General features: G+C 58.6%; 18 protein-coding genes and 3 pseudogenes. 11 read left to right on the forward strand and 10 right to left on the reverse strand.

The window, feature by feature from the left end:
- Window positions 1-389 precede the first annotated feature (389 nt).
- The 6 genes and pseudogenes from OLZ32_RS39555 to OLZ32_RS38545 form a co-directional block, all read left to right on the forward strand.
- A pseudogene (locus tag OLZ32_RS39555) lies at window positions 390-437 on the forward strand (hypothetical protein); the annotation flags it as partial.
- 55 nt (window positions 438-492) lie between these two features.
- Window positions 493-639 (forward strand): annotated as a pseudogene (locus OLZ32_RS39560) (Na+/H+ antiporter NhaA); the annotation flags it as partial.
- Window positions 635-1636, forward strand: coding sequence for a chloride channel protein (locus OLZ32_RS38530; RefSeq protein ID WP_406649502.1), 1002 nt, complete (start codon window positions 635-637; stop codon window positions 1634-1636). The pseudogene OLZ32_RS39560 and the gene OLZ32_RS38530, both read left to right, overlap by 5 nt.
- A 185-nt stretch (window positions 1637-1821) precedes the next feature.
- Window positions 1822-2199 (forward strand): GFA family protein, encoded by a 378-nt coding sequence (locus OLZ32_RS38535; RefSeq protein ID WP_264425609.1) that lies wholly within the window; start codon window positions 1822-1824, stop codon window positions 2197-2199.
- A gap of 767 nt (window positions 2200-2966) precedes the next feature.
- A complete protein-coding gene (locus OLZ32_RS38540) occupies window positions 2967-3407 on the forward strand; it encodes a MarR family winged helix-turn-helix transcriptional regulator (protein ID WP_003547695.1) in 441 nt (146 codons plus the stop codon).
- A gap of 89 nt (window positions 3408-3496) precedes the next feature.
- On the forward strand, window positions 3497-3904 hold the full coding sequence (locus OLZ32_RS38545) for a hypothetical protein (RefSeq protein ID WP_003547694.1): 408 nt from the start codon (window positions 3497-3499) through the stop codon (window positions 3902-3904).
- A 71-nt stretch (window positions 3905-3975) separates the two neighbouring features.
- On the opposite strand, the gene OLZ32_RS38550 is transcribed toward OLZ32_RS38545, so the two are convergent.
- Both OLZ32_RS38550 and OLZ32_RS38555 read right to left on the reverse strand, forming a co-directional pair.
- Entirely contained in the window at window positions 3976-4293 is a 318-nt protein-coding gene (locus OLZ32_RS38550; RefSeq protein WP_264425611.1) for a hypothetical protein, read from the reverse strand.
- 25 nt (window positions 4294-4318) lie between these two features.
- Window positions 4319-4720 carry a response regulator gene (locus tag OLZ32_RS38555; protein WP_017992113.1) on the reverse strand — a complete coding sequence of 134 codons (402 nt, stop codon included), beginning with the start codon at window positions 4718-4720 and terminating at the stop codon, window positions 4319-4321.
- A gap of 91 nt (window positions 4721-4811) precedes the next feature.
- Here OLZ32_RS38555 and OLZ32_RS38560 point away from each other — a divergent pair, with 91 nt between their 5' ends.
- Complete coding sequence (locus OLZ32_RS38560; RefSeq protein WP_003547691.1) at window positions 4812-4940, forward strand: hypothetical protein; 129 nt, start codon at window positions 4812-4814, stop codon at window positions 4938-4940.
- A gap of 715 nt (window positions 4941-5655) precedes the next feature.
- Here the strand turns inward: OLZ32_RS38560 and OLZ32_RS38565 are convergent.
- Entirely contained in the window at window positions 5656-6144 is a 489-nt protein-coding gene (locus OLZ32_RS38565) for an invasion associated locus B family protein (RefSeq protein WP_017992114.1), read from the reverse strand.
- Between the two features lie 789 nt (window positions 6145-6933).
- Here OLZ32_RS38565 and OLZ32_RS38570 point away from each other — a divergent pair.
- Together OLZ32_RS38570 and OLZ32_RS38575 are read left to right on the forward strand one after the other, a co-directional pair.
- Window positions 6934-7917: a TAXI family TRAP transporter solute-binding subunit gene (locus OLZ32_RS38570; protein WP_264425612.1), complete on the forward strand. Its 984-nt coding sequence runs from the start codon at window positions 6934-6936 to the stop codon at window positions 7915-7917.
- A gap of 87 nt (window positions 7918-8004) precedes the next feature.
- Window positions 8005-10053, forward strand: a complete 2049-nt coding sequence (locus OLZ32_RS38575) for a TRAP transporter permease (RefSeq protein WP_264425614.1) — start codon at window positions 8005-8007, stop codon at window positions 10051-10053.
- A gap of 239 nt (window positions 10054-10292) precedes the next feature.
- Here OLZ32_RS38575 and OLZ32_RS38580 read toward each other — a convergent pair.
- The 5 genes and pseudogenes from OLZ32_RS38580 to OLZ32_RS38600 form a co-directional block, all read right to left on the reverse strand.
- A pseudogene (locus OLZ32_RS38580) lies at window positions 10293-10548 on the reverse strand (helix-turn-helix domain-containing protein).
- A gap of 454 nt (window positions 10549-11002) precedes the next feature.
- Window positions 11003-11206: an SMI1/KNR4 family protein gene (locus OLZ32_RS38585; protein WP_264425616.1), complete on the reverse strand. Its 204-nt coding sequence runs from the start codon at window positions 11204-11206 to the stop codon at window positions 11003-11005.
- The gene (locus tag OLZ32_RS38590; protein ID WP_264425618.1) at window positions 11194-11478 is read right to left on the reverse strand and encodes a hypothetical protein; all 285 of its coding nucleotides are present in this window, start codon (window positions 11476-11478) and stop codon (window positions 11194-11196) included. Before OLZ32_RS38590 ends, OLZ32_RS38585 begins: the two co-directional genes overlap by 13 nt.
- Before the next feature lie 74 nt (window positions 11479-11552).
- Window positions 11553-12509 (reverse strand): DUF7256 domain-containing protein, encoded by a 957-nt coding sequence (locus tag OLZ32_RS38595; RefSeq protein ID WP_264425620.1) that lies wholly within the window; start codon window positions 12507-12509, stop codon window positions 11553-11555.
- Between the two features lie 316 nt (window positions 12510-12825).
- Entirely contained in the window at window positions 12826-13716 is an 891-nt protein-coding gene (locus OLZ32_RS38600) for a LysR family transcriptional regulator (protein ID WP_264425622.1), read from the reverse strand.
- Between the two features lie 80 nt (window positions 13717-13796).
- Between OLZ32_RS38600 and OLZ32_RS38605 the strand changes: the two genes are divergently transcribed.
- A complete protein-coding gene (locus tag OLZ32_RS38605) occupies window positions 13797-14069 on the forward strand; it encodes a helix-turn-helix domain-containing protein (protein ID WP_003548987.1) in 273 nt (90 codons plus the stop codon).
- 427 nt (window positions 14070-14496) lie between these two features.
- Here the strand turns inward: OLZ32_RS38605 and OLZ32_RS38610 are convergent, their stop codons facing one another.
- On the reverse strand, window positions 14497-14808 hold the full coding sequence (locus tag OLZ32_RS38610; RefSeq protein WP_264425625.1) for a DUF982 domain-containing protein: 312 nt from the start codon (window positions 14806-14808) through the stop codon (window positions 14497-14499).
- Window positions 14809-14972: 164 nt separating this feature from the next.
- Window positions 14973-16010, reverse strand: coding sequence for a blue-light-activated histidine kinase (gene lov / locus OLZ32_RS38615; RefSeq protein ID WP_003548985.1), 1038 nt, complete (start codon window positions 16008-16010; stop codon window positions 14973-14975).
- Between the two features lie 206 nt (window positions 16011-16216).
- On the opposite strand from lov, the gene OLZ32_RS38620 reads away from it, so the two are divergent.
- On the forward strand, window positions 16217-17242 hold the full coding sequence (locus OLZ32_RS38620; RefSeq protein ID WP_264425628.1) for a sensor histidine kinase: 1026 nt from the start codon (window positions 16217-16219) through the stop codon (window positions 17240-17242).
- The last annotated feature ends 51 nt before the right edge of the window (window positions 17243-17293 follow it).

The following is a 17293-nucleotide window of genomic DNA, read 5'->3' on the forward strand; positions in this document are numbered from 1 at the left end:
ACAGCCGCCGTTGGCTCTAGGATTCGGGACGAGGATGGCGTGGCGACCGCCGTCGGTTTCATCGAGGCTGCTGCGAACCAACTTCGGGCGAATCCTTGAGATGTATGAACGGCGCCGTGCCCGATCGAGAGTCCCTGTTGCGTGCCGGACCGGCAAGTCCAAGAGGGCGAAAAGCAACGTGTATCAATGACTGGGCAAAAAAGCGGTCGCTGCACCGATCGACGTCCTGTATTCCAGGCGTGGATCTCTCGATATACCCACCGATCGCAGGTCCAGCGCCAGGCGGAAGGACAATGAATGCTGTTTAGGAGACGGAAGCCGCTCTCACTGGCTCAGCGGATCCGTACCGTCGTTTGGCCATCCAAGGGGCTATTGCGGTCCATCCGGATATGATCGCGGCCGCGCTCGGGACGGCGTTTGGAAACCCTCTTACCTTTCCGCTGACCTTTGCTGCCGCTTACCGGATCGGCATCTTTCTTTTGGGTCGGGCGGGTTCTCTCTGTCGTCGGTCTCCTGGTGAAGTTGCGCTTTGCACAGCTTCCGGCAATGGCAAACTGGACGCAGATGACAGGTGTGGCGCTTCTGTGTGGCATCGGCTTCACAATGAGTCTCTTTATCGGTCTTCTCGCTTTCGATGACCACCGACATTGCCTTCGCGCTCGGAGTGCTTTCGCTCCTAGGGAATCGGGTTCCGGCGTCTCTAAAAATCTTTCTGGCGGCGCTTGCCATTATCGATGACCTGGGCGCCGTCGTCGCCCGTTTCAGTGGCATGGCGCAGGCGCGCGGGCTGATCCTTGCCGGTTCGGCGGCCGGAATTGCGGCCGCTTTCAACACGCCGCTGGCCGGCATCGTCTTCGCGATCGAGGAAATGAGCCGGACCTACGAGTCTCGGGCGAACGGGCTGGTGCTCACGGCGGTCATCCTCTCCGGCCTTGCCGCGCTCGGGATTTCCGGAAGCTACAATTATTTCGGCATGGCATCGGCCGCACCCACGGAGCTTCGCGACTGTGGACTGGTTCTGATCTGCGGCGTCGGCGGCGGTGCGCTCGGGGCAGCCTTCAGCGGTTTCGCGCTGCACTTTGGCCAGAAGATCCGCCGCTGGGCGCAGCCACAGCCGCTTAAGCGCATGCTGGCTCTTGCAGGCACCTGCGGACTGACGATCGCGGTCATGCGAGTGGCATCAGGTGGCACGACCTTCGGTACCGGCTATGAGCAGGCACGAACTGCGGTCGAAGGCAACGCCCTGCCTCTGCTCTTCTTCGTCGAGAAGCTCGCTGCCAGCTTCCTGTCGATGCTGTCAGGTATTCCGGGCGGCATCTTCGCGCCGTCGCTCGCCGTCGGCGCCGGTTTCGGCAGCACCGTCGGCTCGCTGCTCGGCACCAGCATCACGCTGGCGGCCATCCTCGGCATGGCCGGTTATTTCGCGGGCGCCGTGCGGGGCCCGATGACGGCCTTCGTCATCATTCTGGAAATGACCGGCGATCATCAGGCGGTCATCCCGATCATGGCGGTTTCGATGATCGGGTACGTGACTTCGCGCGTTCTTTCGCGCGAGCCGCTTTATCATGGCCTTTCACGGGTCTTCATCGCCCCGGCTATCCGGGCGCGGCGTGCGGTCGAAAGGGAGTCGGAGTAACCTGAGTTCTACACAGACGACCGGCGAATATGCGCGATCATCTACTGAGCGGTATGCTACGCGCGGGAGACCTGGCGCCTGATGGACACTGGTCAATCTGTCCTTCGGCTCGGCGGCGGCATATCTAAAACAGCTATCAGGTGCGTGCGTTTGCTCTGGCGGACATCATTTAGCAGGAACACGGAATGAAACGAGCAGCCAGTTGTTCATGCGGCCAGCTTTCGATCACCGCTGTCGGAGAACCTGTCAAAATCTCCGCCTGCCATTGCCGGGCCTGCCAACGTCGCACCGGCAGTGCGTTCGGAGTAGCCGTCTTCTTCCACGCCGATCAGGTGGAGACGTCCGGCGTGTCGACCAGCTACGTCCGGACGGGCGACAGCGGGAAGTCAATCGAATTCAGGTTCTGCCCGGCATGCGGGTCGACGGTTTTCTGGATGCCGGAATTCAGGAAAGAGCTGGTAGCCGTCGCCTTGGGATCCTTCGCCGACCCCTCCAGGCTAGTGCCAACGCAGAGCGTCTACAAGGAAACTCGCCTGGAATGGGTGTCGTTCGATTTGACCTAGGAGAAGGCCGCCAGTTGGGAAAACCTTTCCCAGGGAACATGCGAGGGCCGCCATCAACTTTGTGATTTCCCGAGTAGCGAAAACCCATTAGTATCACGCGATGTTATTTTCAGCCTCCGCCATAGGTTTGAAGCTGTTCGGGCTCCTTGGCCTTGCCTTGCCCTCCACCGACGCCCTGAAGCGGCGTCGACGGAAGCCGGCGAAAACGTCGTTGTAAGCCTCCTCCTCGACGAGTGGTGCAGGCATTCGGCAGCCAAGCGAAACGATCCGAAATCCTACGCCACCATACGGAGGATCGTCGCGCTTCGTGCGGAAGGGAAAACTGTGGAAGAGGTCCGGTCTAAAATTTTCTCCGAACCCGCGGCCGAAGAGGCGGACTAAGAAGCCCCTCTACAAGTTCAATCTCGTGGATGGCCGGATCGCCCGCCTTGACCCGATGTGCAATCATCGTCGCGGGCCGCAGCCACCTTCTACCAGCTCTTCTGCATCAGTAGAGTGATCTCTGTAGCCGGCGACTAGCCGGTAAAGAAGTCGGCAACTCTTCCAAGACGGACGTTCAAACGTTCTTCTGCGGCGCTCCGGATTCGCATTTTTGAAGCACGATAGAATTTTTTCACGAAGTCACGAAATAGGCACAGTCTTTTTAGCAACATGGACGGATTATGGGCGGCGGCGTTCACTATCATCCTCGCCGGCTCAGCTCGACCATTCTTCCAGCGTGTGCCGCTGTTCATATCACATCATCACATTTGAGAAGGACTGTTCGCATGCCTCGATCGGGACGCCGGACTTCTGGCCTTGCTGACGACGTCTATGAAGGCTTGGCCGGGTTCCGGCTGGCCATGAGGCGGTTCCTGTCGTTCAGCGAGGCGGCTCTTGCCGAGGCGGGCGTCACATCGCAGCAGTATCAGGCTCTCCTGGTCGTGCGGACTGCTCCGGGCTGGCAGATCAGGCTTCGCGATCTGGCCGAACAGATGCTCATGCAACACAACAGCGCCGTCCAGCTTGTGGATCGGATGTGCTTGGCAGGCCTAGCGGAGCGGATACCCGCAGAAGATGACAAGCGCAGCGTGCTGATCGGGCTGACCGCAAATGGCGAGCGGACGCTTGAATCTCTGGCGAAGGTTCATGTCGAGGCGATGCTTGCGCATGAGCCGCTGCTGGCTGAATCCCTATCCCGTCTTCGTCAGGTCACGGAAATGGCCTAGCCGTCACTCACCATTTCTTGATCCCGACGTTCTTGACCTCCGCACGCGCTATTGTATCATGGCGTGATACAATAGGGAGGAGAACGGGTATGCAGTATGATGAAGACGGCTACAGACCAACAAAGAGCGTATGGGCCTGGTCTGTTGTCGGCGCCTCGGCATTGACGGTGGTGCTCGGATTCACCTGGGGAGGATGGACGACTTCGGGAAGGGCCGCGGTGATGGCCGATATTGCCGTCCGTAACGCAAAGGCGGATCTGGTCGCGGGCATCTGCGTCCATAACTTCGTCACGGCGAGCGACGCTCAGGAGAACCTCAAGACGCTGCAGGCGAAGTCGTCATGGCAGCGTGACGACTTCATCACCGATGGCGGCTGGACCAACATCGCGGGGATCGACGGTACTATCACGAACGCGGCGGACGCCTGCGCCGACCAACTCGTGAAGATGAAGGAACTGCCGCAATCGGGAGGAGATGCCGCAGTCACCGACAGCTAGAGTTCAGGCCGGAAGTGATGAGTTATCTGGCCCTCGCGAGGCTCGTCCGAAATGATTTCGGGCGGGCCATTTCACGCTCTGGGATCGCTTGTGCCAACGAGCTCGGAGTCCTGCAATGCCTGCAGAACCTCTCTTGTCATGAGGTGAGCGGCCATCAGGACGGCAGGCGACAACGGTCTGCCGTCGCGCGCGTCCCGGCATATTTTCAGAAGGCCCATCAGCTTGATCGGGTTCTCGATGAATCCGTCCAGCGCGTCTTCAACATCCTTGTGAAACTGCGATCCGTCCTGGGCCACGAGCTCGCCGTCCTCCCTTAGCACTCCCCTACTGATCAGAATGGTCTCCAGCCGCCCTACCCAGCGACCGAGTTCAGCGCGTCTATCGATCATGTCGTTTTCCCCCTCCCCAGCCTGTTCAAGCGAAAAGCCGCATTCCTCCTGGCGGGACGCCTCGTTCGCCTTCGCGGATCGTCTTCAGATATTCGAGAACGTCTCGGATCAGGTTTGGATGGGAAGGTTTCGATATCAGGCCGACAACCTTTGAAAGATCGGTTTCAATCAGTTCGGGGCTTCCCGTGACCATGACCACCGAGACGCCGAAATCGCTCGCGAGATACTGCCCGATCCGTGGACCAGTCGCTCCGTCCCTCAGATTGACGTCCACAAGGGCAATCGTGCTGAAGGCGGCGAACTGCTGCGCGGTCTCGAAGCTGTCGGCTATCCCGGAGATCTCATAGCCAAGCGACATAACAATATCCTCAAGATCAGCCGCGATCAGCACATCGTCTTCGACGATCAGTATTTTCTCCCCAGCCATCCGCCCCCCTTTTTTGTTCATGCTGCATTCAGGATTGACAATATGGGCGAACAGCTAAAGAATGTCACCACATGATATAAGGAGCGAACCGATGACCAAGAGCGCCTTCCTCTCCGCCGTGTTCGCCTGCTATGTCGCGGTCATGTTCGCCATCGCCTCCATCCCCGGAGAGACGCCTTCGGAGGTTTCGCAGGCTCAACAGCTACAGGCGGTGAATTGATCTCCGGCGCAGGGTGGCGAAAATCAGCCACGCACAGACATCGGAGCGTGACCATTTCACCGGATAGCAAGGTCTTTATCGCTGCCGTCGTCCTGTTCGTCGCGGCGATATGGGGCAGAGCGATCTACGCCTTTTTGCAGCTCTGAGCCCTTGGATACATCATCACGTGATAATTTCCCTTGAATTGGAACGGTTGCTCGCGGCGCTCATTACTCCTGCGAAGGAGTCACTCCAATGCAACCTTTCCTGATCGAACCATCGCGCGCCTACCGATCGCGCAATGCCAATCGGCCAAAGTACGCATCGCGGATTGAAAAACGGCGCCGTCGCCTACCGTGAATTCCATTTCGGCATCGCCTTTTCCCGGACGGACACCTTGGACGAATTTGCCAAGTGAGCGCATGAGGACGTCGAATTGATAGAACGACGCGAGATTTCGAGCCGCTGCGGCAAACCACGTGATGTTCGGAGGGCGGTCAACAATGAGAGAATTTAAGAGACAGGACGAAGAAGAAGCTCGTTACGGTGTTCGAAGCCTACGTCTGCGCTATGGTCTTGGCCGGCACGAGGCAGAACGAGCTCTTCAGCGGTTTGGCAACTCAAAAAAGGAACTGGATCTACTCCCTTCAGCCCGTGGCAGGACTCCCAGGCATCGCCCGAAGGAATTTGCGACACCCGAGCAGAGAGCCCCGTTTGGAATAGGCTGAATTCTCCCTCACCTGCAGTGGGCAACGCGCTCGAGCGCCGCGGTCACCCCTGTGAGTGAGTAGGTATAGGTTGTACGGGTGCCTCGCGCCGACGTCGCATGCAACGTCATTTGACTGCCAGACCGAAGTGCATTGACGAGTTCGGGTGCGAGAGCGGCGTCGGAAACCCAGGCGGTGTTGTCCTTGACGAACATTTCGAATGACTTGTCTCCGATCGAAACCTGCACGGTCGAGCCAGTTTTCAATGCGTATCCGAGGATGGCTTCAGGTTCATTGCCGCTTCCCCTCTCCGCTGGCGCGATCAGGAAATAGTTTTTTCCATGATCCACGTTGGCGGGTGCTGATTCCGTCGGCACCGAAAGCGCGTAGCAAACCCGAGATCCGTTTCTCATAAAGGAATAGACGCCCCAATCGCCGTTTTGAGACACCATCCTGGCCGCTGCATGGGCGGTCAATGGCATCGATGCGGCAATAGCAAGGCTGGCAAGCTTCCTCATGTTTTTCCTCTTCCTGAAGTGTCGAAATCAATGCTCGCGGCTCGATCCTAGTGTCGGTTTGTCGCGCGTTTCCCGCGCAGGAACCTGACCTCTTCGAAGGTGATGCACCCGTTCACGACGTGGCCTTCCCAGACCCGATTTCCAAATTGGCAGGTGACCATGAGGCCCTCGCTCTCACCGACCGCGGCGGTTGAGGAAAGCGTGATGAGATTTTGCTTGCGATATCGCTGGAACTCTCGCGTCGTGAGTCCCAAACGGTCGGCAAGCACCTCGTCTGAAAGTACGGATTTGGGGTAAGGGACGTCGGACATGTTGAAGGTCGAGCTCGGCCGCAGTAATATCATGACGTGATATAACTCATTCCTGACTAGCGGATCAACCCGTTGCCGCATTAAGAGGGCGCTCGGCGCGATTTTGGATGGAGTTTCCAACTTCTCCAGCGTCCTTTCTGTCGGAGGAGCGCGATTGTTATTCAACTTGAACGGCTAGATCTGCAGCCTGCAAAAGATGGATGCAAACGAGGCGCCCTTGGCCTTGTGAGCTGTTGCGACGATGGCGCCGTTGCTGGCGGGCGACAGAGATTGTCGGAGCCGTCGGAACTTGCTCGCAGCTTGTCGGGTCAAGAGAACGACATCAGCCTTGGCTCCTCTCCAGAATGAGTCGAGATCGGGTGGCGGAGTTCCACGCCCAGATTGATCGAACCTAAACGCCTACTGACAAGGTCACTTTTGGTTGACAATCGCTTGGCAGATTCACCATGTTCACCTAAACAGGTGAAAGGGAACATCGATGAACATCAGCAAACGTTTCATGTCGATCTGCGCCATCGTGGGGGCGCTCGCTCTCAATGCAAATTTGGCAGGCGCGCAGACGCCGGCGTTTTTCCGAATTGGTACGGGCGGAACTGCTGGAACCTACTATCCGATCGGGGGATTGATCGCCAACGCAATTTCAGGCGCCGACCAGAAGGGTGTTGCCGGTCTCGTTTCCACAGCTGTTGCGTCTAACGGATCCGTCGCCAACATCAACGCAATCCAGGGCGGATCAATGGAATCCGGGTTTACCCAATCTGACGTCGCTTATTGGGCGCACAGTGGCACGGGCCTTTATGAAGGAAAGGGTAAAGTCGACGACCTTCGCCTGATTGCCACGCTGTATCCAGAAACGATCCATCTCGTTGCGCGAAAGGATGCAGGCATCAAGTCAGTTGCAGACCTTAAGGGTAAGCGCGTTTCCATTGATGAACCAGGCTCGGGGACGATCGTCGACGCGCGTATCGTGCTGGGTGCCTACGGGTTGAAGGAAACCGACATCGTAGCCGAGCACCTCAAGCCTGGCCCGGCCGGCGACCGCCTGCGTGACGGCGGACTGGACGCGTACTTCTTTGTCGGTGGTTATCCCACCGGGGCTATCTCCGAGCTGGCCACGTCCAGTGGCATTTCGCTCGTTCCGATCACCGGTCCGGAAGTTGACAAGCTGATCAAGGACTACACCTTCTTTTCGAAGGACACCGTCCCGGCCAATACCTACAAGGACGTTGCTGAAACGCCTACGATTTCCGTCGCGGCACAGTGGGTTACCAGCAGCAAACAGCCGGACGAACTGGTCTACAATATCACCAAGGTCATGTGGAGCGACGCGACGCGCGCCGCGCTCGATGCGGGGCATGCGAAGGGCAAGATGATCACTCTTCAAAATGCAACGACGAGCCTGGGCATCCCACTCCATACGGGCGCAGAGAGATTCTACAGGGAAGCCGGCGTCTTGAAGTAAAGAGGCGCCGAGCGTGCGATCGGTGATGCGGCGGCAGGCTGAAGCAGGCCGCCGCAACCGTTTAAAAGCGATGCCAAGGAAATCCACATGAGCGACGACACAGCCGGCAAGACCTCTCCAATGGAGCTGGACGAAGCAAAGGCGCGCGAGCTCGAAGAGCAGTTCGATGCCGAGATCCGGTTTCGGCCGCTGGGGCCGCTTGCTGCGCGGCTGGTCGGGGCTTTGCTGATCACATTGTCCCTCTTTCACTATTATACCGCCGGTTTCGGCCTTTTGTCGGAAGTTCTGCATCGCGGTATCCACCTGTCTTTCGTCCTTGGCCTGATATTTCTTGTATTTCCCTTCTCACGGCGCGGGTACGGGGAGCCGGGGCCGCCGACTGTGTTGCGGCCGCTCGGCATTTCGCTCTTTGATTGGGCGCTGGCAATCGGTGCGGTGATCGCCGTCATGCACGTGCCATTCATTCCACTCGATGACCTCGCCTTCCGTGTCGGCAATCCGACAACGACCGATGTCGTGCTGGGTGGCTTGCTGGTGCTGGTCCTTCTCGAAGCAACACGCCGCTCGGTGGGCTGGCCTTTGCCGATAATTGCCGTCCTGTTCATGATCTACTCTCTGTACGGGCAATCCATGCCAGGAATTCTGGTTCATCCCGGCGCGACCTTCTCGCAGTTGATCAATCACCTCTATCTGACCAGCCAGGGCATCTACGGCATAGCGCTCGGAGTCGTCGCCACCTACGTCTTCCATTTCGTACTGTTCGGAGTGTTTGCGACACGCATCGGGCTCGGCCAGCTCTTTCTCGATTGTGCGGCCTGGGTTGCTGGGCGCTACGCCGGTGGTCCGGCGAAGATATCGATATTCGGATCGGCGCTGTTCGGCATGATATCCGGCTCGTCCGTCGCCAATACCGTGACTGTCGGTTCACTGACGATCCCGGCAATGATCCGGCTCGGCTACAAGCGCACTTTTGCAGCGGCCGTCGAATCCGCATCCTCCACTGGTGGCCAGATCACTCCGCCGATCATGGGCGCCGCGGCATTCCTGATGATCGAGTTCCTCAATCTCCCGTACACGACGATCATTCTCGCGGCGATCGTTCCTGCCTTCATGCATTTCTTCGGAGTCTTGGTTCAGGTCCACTTCGAGGCGAAGCGGGAGGGTCTTCGAGGCATGACCGATGACGAAATGCCGGATTTGAAGGAAGCCTTTAAGCGCGACTGGCCCACCGTCATCCCGCTCGTCGTGCTGATTGGCATCCTGCTCTCCGGTTACACGCCTTATCTCGCCGCGTTTTGGGGCATCACGCTTTGCATCGCCGTGGGCCTCATCAATCCGCGCCGTCGCATGTCGGTGACGGAAGTATTCGAGGGTTTGCGGGACGGCGCAAAATACGCGCTCGCCGTCGGCGCGGCCGCAGCCACGGTTGGCATTATCGTCGGGGTCGTGACGCTGACCGGCGTCGGTTTCAAGATTTCCTATATCGTCACCACGACAGCGGCGGAAATGGCCAGTTGGGTCGGTACGATGGTTCCAGCCGCCTGGTTCGGACCACAGACACTGACATTGTTATTCACCCTGATCATGACCGGTGTGGTCTGTATTCTTATGGGCTGCGGCATTCCAACGACTGCCAATTATATCATCATGGCAACGATTGCCGCCCCGACGCTGGGCATGCTCGGTGTCGAGCCGATCGTCGCGCATTTCTTCGTCTTCTATTATGGAGTGCTTGCTGACATCACACCTCCCGTAGCGCTAGCGGCATATGCAGCGGCGGGCATGGCGGGCGCCGATCCCTTCAAGACAGGCAACACCGCATTTCGCCTGGGCTTGGGAAAGGTGCTCGTACCTTTCGTGTTTGTGTTCTCGCCATCTCTTCTGCTCGTGACCGCCAACTTCTCCTGGAGCAACTTTACGATCGCCTTTGTAGGATGCGTTTTGGGTATAACATGCCTCGGATCCGCCCTCTCCGGCTTCTTATTTGTCAGAACCGTCTGGTGGGAGAAAACACTCCTGGTTTTAGCCGCGATCCTGCTGGTCGTCCCTGAACTTGTGTCGTCGCTGGTGGGGCTACTTTTTGTCGTGCCTGTCTTGGGCCGGCAAGTCGTTGCGGTCAGCCGGGCGCACGCATAGGAACTCCGGCAGGAGCGTGAGCGACATGCGGGCGGCAAGCTGACGCGCTAGCTTATCTAAAGAGAAGGGTTTCGACGAAAGACTTCCGCCGCCTGGCAAATTGAGTTGGGATCTGGCCAGGCGGAGGCGTCCAGCCGGGCTGAGTCTGGAGTTTGGTTATCCCTGTAAGCTGTAGCAGCCTCGGACGGCTCCCGTTGAAGTGCGACCTGTACTCAGGTGATCTCCTGAAGGCACTCTCCTTAAAGCAGCTGTGCAGAGTTTTCCGCGCGGTGCGCGTCTGAAATCCTGTCTAGAACCCTTAGAGCGGCTGCGGCTCTTCGGATCCTCGACTTGTCGAAATCTGTGTCGTTCTCCAGAGCTGTCACCTCTGCCACGGTCAGACCGGTGGTTTGCGACGTCGTCCAACGAATAGCCGCGAGCCTGGCGAGCCTCTGCAAGCAGGAAACCGGTGGACGGGACAACAGGAGATTTCGCAATATTCGAGGCCATGTTCATTTCGTTGAGCTTCCTTTTTGGCGGTCGAAAGGTGCAAACCGTTTTCTAGTTCGACCGCTACCGATCGTTCAATAGCGGACGATTTCTCCGATTTCCGCAAGCACTCTTTCTATCAGTTTGTGCGATGGAGTACAGGTCTGACGGGGTGAAGGAATGGACGACCGACGAGGGGTGCCGCCCACGCACGTGCCTCCTCACGCATTGAGGAACATGAGGCAATATTTGCCGCAAGCCGGACCGCCAGGCGAATTGCCTTACCAACCTTCGCCGCGCTCAATCGCCTCGATGAACTCCTCGAAAGAGCGGCCGAGAACACGCACTTCAATTCAGCCAGCTTCCGGCAAAGACGAAGGGAATGGAAATATAGTCGCCCTTGACGAAGCCATATGCGGTCGGGCTGCCATTTGAACCGATCAGCAGCTGGTCGTCGCGGAATTCGAAGATCTCGTAGCCGTCAGCCCCGGAGAGTTCCGCCGCTCCACAGGACCAGATAACCTTGGCCGACCTCTCCGTTGAAGCCGTTGGAGGCGGAAAGGAAGGCTTTGATCTCCGCCGGCAGGATAATCTTCAGTTTCGCCTCGCAGGCCGCGATTTCAGCGGGGCTTGTGCCCGGCAACTGGCAGCCACCTTCAAATTTCTCCAGCATCAGCAGGCCCATTCGAGCTTCATCTCCTTGAGGTCGATCTGGGCGACACCGTCGCCGAAATTGAAGCCGCCGAAGATCTCCGAGATCTCGATGTAGAAGAGCGAGAAATCGGGATAACCCTGCATCGGAAACATCGTGCCGCCGAGATGGGCGTGCCAGTCCTGAAAGCGCTCCAGCCCCAATGCATGGCCTTCTTCCGAATAGGCGGCGATATAGCCGCTGAACTCGTTTTCGTGCCGGAATTCACGCGCTGGCTTTCCGACATTCGGGTCGTCCTCGCGCAAGGTGACCTCGATTGGCCAACGGTAGTCGAGCGCTTCTGTTCCCGGCAGGTTCTTCCAGCCCCCCGGAGGTCGCGCTACCGCCAGAAGTTCGTTGACGGCAAGCCCGCCGGGCGAAAAGACGTTTTTTTCCTGCTGCTCAGCCTCCGTTCTCGGCAGGGTGAATTCGCCGAAATAATCGAGCGCGATTTCGAGAGCCAGCCGGGAACAGGCGCGCTCTCGATGGCCGGCGGTGCGCCGAGCGGTGCTGCAAACTCCTCTTCCGTCAGCCAGAAGAGAACGTAGTCGCTGTCCATGAATTCCATGTCGAAGCGGCGCGGATCGGCCCGGCGCGCGCCTCCGGTGTCCACATTTCTGCTTGCCGGCGGCGTTTCCCATTGTTCGTCGACAAAGAGCGAGATCGCCACATACTCATCGCCGAGCGTGCGGCATTGCGGCGGCAGTTTCACCGTGAAGGCGTGGCGAAGCGGCATACCGTTGGTGCTGCTGACCGGCCATCTGCTGGCATCGATGCCCGGCGGGCGGCCATAGCACCAACCGCTATTGGGGCGGCGGGCGAGATCGACAGGATCGGTCATCGTCAGGTCATAGGCCTCGGTGAGGCTGGGATCGGCATATTTATGGGGCCGCTCTGGATAGACCGCCGTCGGATCCGTCAGGCTGATGATCCTGACGACATCCTCCCTGATGCCGACGCCGAGCGTGAGCGTATCCGACAGGTTCGTCTTCAGCATGGTCCAGCCATATTTCTCCCGCTCGTCCGAGATGCGCTCGACGCCGGGATAAAGCCGATGAAGCTCTTCGGCCGGCATTCCCATCCTGACGCCATGGATAGGGGGAAGCTCAAAGGGGGCGCGGAAATGAACCTCGCCGAGCCTGCCATCGGCGGCAATGCGCGTGCCAAATTCCTCGATATGCAGATGGCCTTCCGCCTGTAGGCTCGGCTCCTTCCAGCTTGTCCCCAAGGCCGCCTTCAGCTCCTCCACAGATACACCCGGCTGCATCGGCGCCAATTTCGCGTTGTCTATCGGCATGCGTGTCCTCTCTCGCTGACCGTCCCGCGCAAGAGATAGGACGGGTTGGAGACAGGGCAATGACGTAGCGGGAGGTTGGAGGCTCAGCGTGGCTGGGAAGGCGCCCAGTCGTTCACGGCGAAAGACCCCGCATTCTTACGATCGAGTGCAAGCGACGCCTACATATCTTGCAATCACAGCGAACAGGGTCGTAGACTTGAGTCTGTCGGCGGGAGCAATGAGCATAGCGTAGCGCCGCTCGGGAACGAGCGGAACTCGGGACCGACTGCCCCCGGCAAGCCGTTCCGCTTGAGTGGTACCCGTGGGCTCCCTCGCCTCACCCGCCCGGCCGCGCCAACGACCGTGCGATATCGACGATGTCGTCGCGCGAGGCGGTTGGGTCTTCTTTATTCCAGGCGACACCAAGTCCGATCCGGAAGTCGATGCCCCTGACCGCCTTCAGTTCGAAGGCTCGGTTCGGCAGGCCCTCGGTCCACTCCGGCGCGAAGCCGATGCCAAGGCCTGCCGAAACCAGCGACACCAGCGAATAGGTGTCGTCGCAGCTATAGGCGATGTTGCGCGTCAGATCGTAATCCTCGAACTTCTCGTTGAAGTATCGTTCGGTATAGGAGAGGTTTTTGCGATTGAAGGCGATGATCTTCTCCCCGCGCAGGTCGTCGATACCAATCTCCGCCCTCTCCGCCAGTGAGTTGGTCCTCGCCACTGCCAGCAGATAACGCTCATGGGCGATCGAGGAGAAGCGCAGAGAGCCGATGTTTTCCACTGGCCTGATGAAGCCGAGATTGATCTGGCCGTTTTCCAGGCCGCGGATGATGTCTCCGGTATTGCCGCTTGATATATGGATGCGGATATCCGGGTACTTGCGGGCGATCTTTCCAAGGAACGCTGGCAGCACGCCGGTGGTGGCGGGATAGACGGTGCCGATCCTGATCTGCCGGATCGTCTTGCCGGCCACCGCCCTGGTGATCTCGGCGGACAGATCGACCTCGCTCAGGATCCCGACGCAGCGCTCGTGGAAGATCTCCCCTGCCCTTGTCAGTTCCACCCGCCGGGTCGAGCGGATGAACAGCGCGCAGCCGAGTTCGCGCTCCAGCGCCTGCACATGGTTCGACAATACCGGTTGGGCGATGCGCACCTTGGCAGCCGCCCTACCGAAATGCAGTTCCTCGGCCACCGCGACGAAGTAGGAGAGCTGGCGTAGTTCCATGGGAGCGTCCCCGTTTGCAGCTTTAATTAAGGACTATCAGTCCGTCGATTGTCAAGCCGTGAATATGCGTTTGTTATGGGATGGACGTTCGACAAACCATCGGCTGGAATCTCAGACGACTTCGCGTGGCCAAGGGTCTCTCTCAGGAAAGACTGGCCCTCGAGGCCGAGATCGATCGCTCGTATGTCGGACGGGTTGAAAGAGGCATGGAAAATGTCACCGTTGCTACGCTTGAGGCGTTTGCGAGAGTTCTTGCGGTGAACGTTTCAGCTCTGTTCGCGGAAATTGATCCACGCGCGCCCAAGCCCAAGCCGCTCCGGTCAGGCAGAAAACAAAAGGAAACCGGCAGGTGAACGGTGGAGCGTTTTTTCGCCACGGCCTCGAATATGGTGCCTCTCGACGACATGTTCGAGGGAGGCGTGAGGCCGGCGCGAGATTGTCGCCTGTGTCTTAGGTACGTTCCGTTACCTATGTGTCGGGAATGGACACACTAGGCTTGGTCGCCTTGAACAGGTTCGAACCACCGACCCGTTGCTTCTCAGCATTGAGAACGAAGCCTAGCTCGATGGCAAAGTGTCTGGCCATTCGTGCGCGCCATGGAGGACGCGAAGGATACGAACCGCTGCTTCGGTGATTGCATACGCTTGACGCCCTCCCGTCCGACAGCGAAATGCCGGCTGCCAGCCGGAAGTCCCATCACGGCGTTCGCCCAGCCATTACGAGGAAAAGTGCGCTTATACCAGACCTCGCCCCACCCGAGGCGAGATCATCGTTTCTGCTTTAACTGGCAACGAGACGTGCTGGCCGAGCCGGATGCGTTGTCGGCTTTCTCTTCCACGGGGCCAGGACGGATGGCATGCCTGCTTCGAGGCAGGCCGCCACGAATGCCTCGCGCGCGACGATGCTGGGAATAGCCCCGTTGAGAGCGCCACGGCACGTTCTCACCGCGCGTTCATGGCGCTCTCCATGACGCAGCGGCCATTCGTTCTCGAGAAAATCCAAGGCGTCGTAGGCTCCTGTGAAGGTGCGCTCCAAACCGCACTGCAGCCGGATCCTCACCGGCCGGGTCCACGGAACATCGTTCAGCGGCATCTTTTCCTCCTTTCATGCCACCAATGGTCCTGATGAAAATCATATTGGGGCAGGTCCGCAGCTGTTCAAGGGCCATCACAATCAATCCCATTCCTAGTCACCGGGGGCCGTCTCTAATTTCAAGGGCGGGTCTCTGACCTCACTCTTCCTGCGCCGAGGTGCCGTTATGCGGAGGTCGAGCCTGCCGATGGGATCTCAATGTCGATAAGCAGCCCTTCGTCTGACCAGATTTTCTGAAAGCGTCCTTTAAGCTGCTTTTCAACCATTGCGCCGACGATCACCGTACCAAAACCTCGTTTGGCCAATTTGGGTGGGGCGGGGGCGCCCACCTCCTGCCAACGGATGTAAAAGCCCGCCCCGGACGGCCTGGGCTTCCAACTGATTGAAAGCCTGCCTTGTGCAGCGGCAAGTGCTCCGTGATGGGCTGCGTTGACAGCGAGCTCGTGGAGTACGAGCGCAAGGGGCTGGACGACCGGCGCAGGCATGTTGATATCCGGCCCGTTAAAAATAGCGCGGGTGGCCGCGAACGGCGTCACTTGTTGGCGAATGAGTTCCTCAAGAGAAATGTTTGTCCATCCTCGTGCAGCAAGCAAGGTATGGGCACGGGCGAGCGCCTGTACGCGGTGTTGAATAGCGGCGGCGTAAAGGGCGGGGTCATCGGCATTGCTCAGGCGGACGATGCTGTCGACGATCGCGAGGACATTCTTGGATCTATGGTCGACTTCCATCAGCAGGCGATGTTCGGAGGCCTCCAGTGCCTCGATCCGCCGGTATTCCGTCATGTCGATTTGAGATCCAAAAAAATACAGGATCTTCCCGTCATCGCCATGGACGGGACTGAGATGCAAGCGATTCCAGAACTGCTCCCCACTCTTCTTGTAATTGAGGATCTCGACGCTGACCTCACGCTCGCCGGCGATAGCGGCACGAATTTCTGCGACCGCGATTGGAGACGTCGCGGGGCCCTGCAGGAAACGACAGTTGCGGCCTAGCACCTCTTGGGCCGCGTAACCTGTCAGCTCGAGGAATGCCTTGTTTGCGAGCACGATCGGAAGATCCGGTTTGCGGCCGTCGGTGACGACCATCGGCATCCTGGTGCGTTCAAATGCGATCGCTGCCAACTCTTTCCGATCGGCAGAAGCTGCTTTTGAAGATGCGGAGGGCAAATCCCCGTGGAGTTTTTCTTTGGTATGGGGTGTCATGCTTCCACGCTCACAATGTCGTCGGCTGATAACGTAGCTTGTGTATCTTTGTTTCCGAGAAGATCGCTTGTTTGACGTACTCGATTACTCATCCGACACCTGCCGGACGAAGTGCCACACACCCACGATCTTGGCCAACAGGATGGCCCCCGCGCTTCTGGATGTGGTCGATCAGCCTTGCAGCTCCGAAGGATCAGGCGCACCATATGATCATGAAACACTTCTCCAGTTCCAGCCGCTCCCGAGAGCGCTTTCTCGAAGCGATCCTGCAGAGTGCGATCGAGTATGCGATCATCTCTATGGATCTGGATGGGCTGGTAACCACATGGAACGAGGGCGCGCGCCGGATCCTAGGATGGGATGAAGACGAGATCATCGGCCAGCCCGCGGCGACGATTTTCACCGAGGAAGACAGGCTGGCGGGGATTCTCCAGCGGGAAATGACTGCCGCTCTTACCGAAGGTCATGGCAATGATGAGCGCTGGCACGTTCGCAAGGACGGATCGTTGTTCTGGGCGTCCGGCCAGATGATGGCTTTGACGTCGGATGATGGCGAAGTCGAGGGTTTTGTAAAGATTCTGAGAGATCGCACGGAGCAGAGAGAAAACGAGGAGCGACAGCGCGTCCTGATGCACGAACTCTCGCACCGCATGAAAAACACGATGGCCGTCGTTCAGGCGATCACCAGCCAATCCTTCCGAAACGCCAGCTCTATGGAGGATGCCGAGCAGTCAATCTCGGCACGGATCAATGCTTACTCGAAGGCACACGATATTTTGCTGCAGCAGGATTGGTTGGGTACGACCATGGCAACGGTTGTCGAGGCTACCGCGATTAATCTCGGACTTGAGACGTCGGGCCGTTTCCGCGCGAGCGGTCCCGCAGTTGAATTGGGTCCACAGGCAGCCCTTTGCTTCTCCCTCGTGCTGCACGAACTCGTCACCAACGCCAGCAAGTATGGTGCGCTGTCGGTAGATACAGGGACCGTCAAAATCGAATGGTCCGTGGGAGACGAGCTGGGCGACAAGCGCCTGAACTTCATTTGGCAGGAGGTCGGAGGCCCGGCGGTGGAAGCTCCGAGCAAGAAGGGGTTCGGCACTCGCCTCGTCAACTCCAGTCTGTCCGCCTTCGGGGAGGTCTCTCTTGATTACGCTCCGACCGGGCTCATCCTGAGGTTGGATGCGCCGCTTCAGACGCTGCAATATAAGAACTATTCCGACGCCAAGGAATAATTTGATTGCAAAGCTAATAAGGCCGGCGCTCGAGAAATCAAAGACATCGAT

Origin of the sequence: Rhizobium acaciae (genome assembly GCF_025941625.1) — a bacterium.
GTDB lineage: Bacteria > Pseudomonadota > Alphaproteobacteria > Rhizobiales > Rhizobiaceae > Rhizobium > Rhizobium acaciae.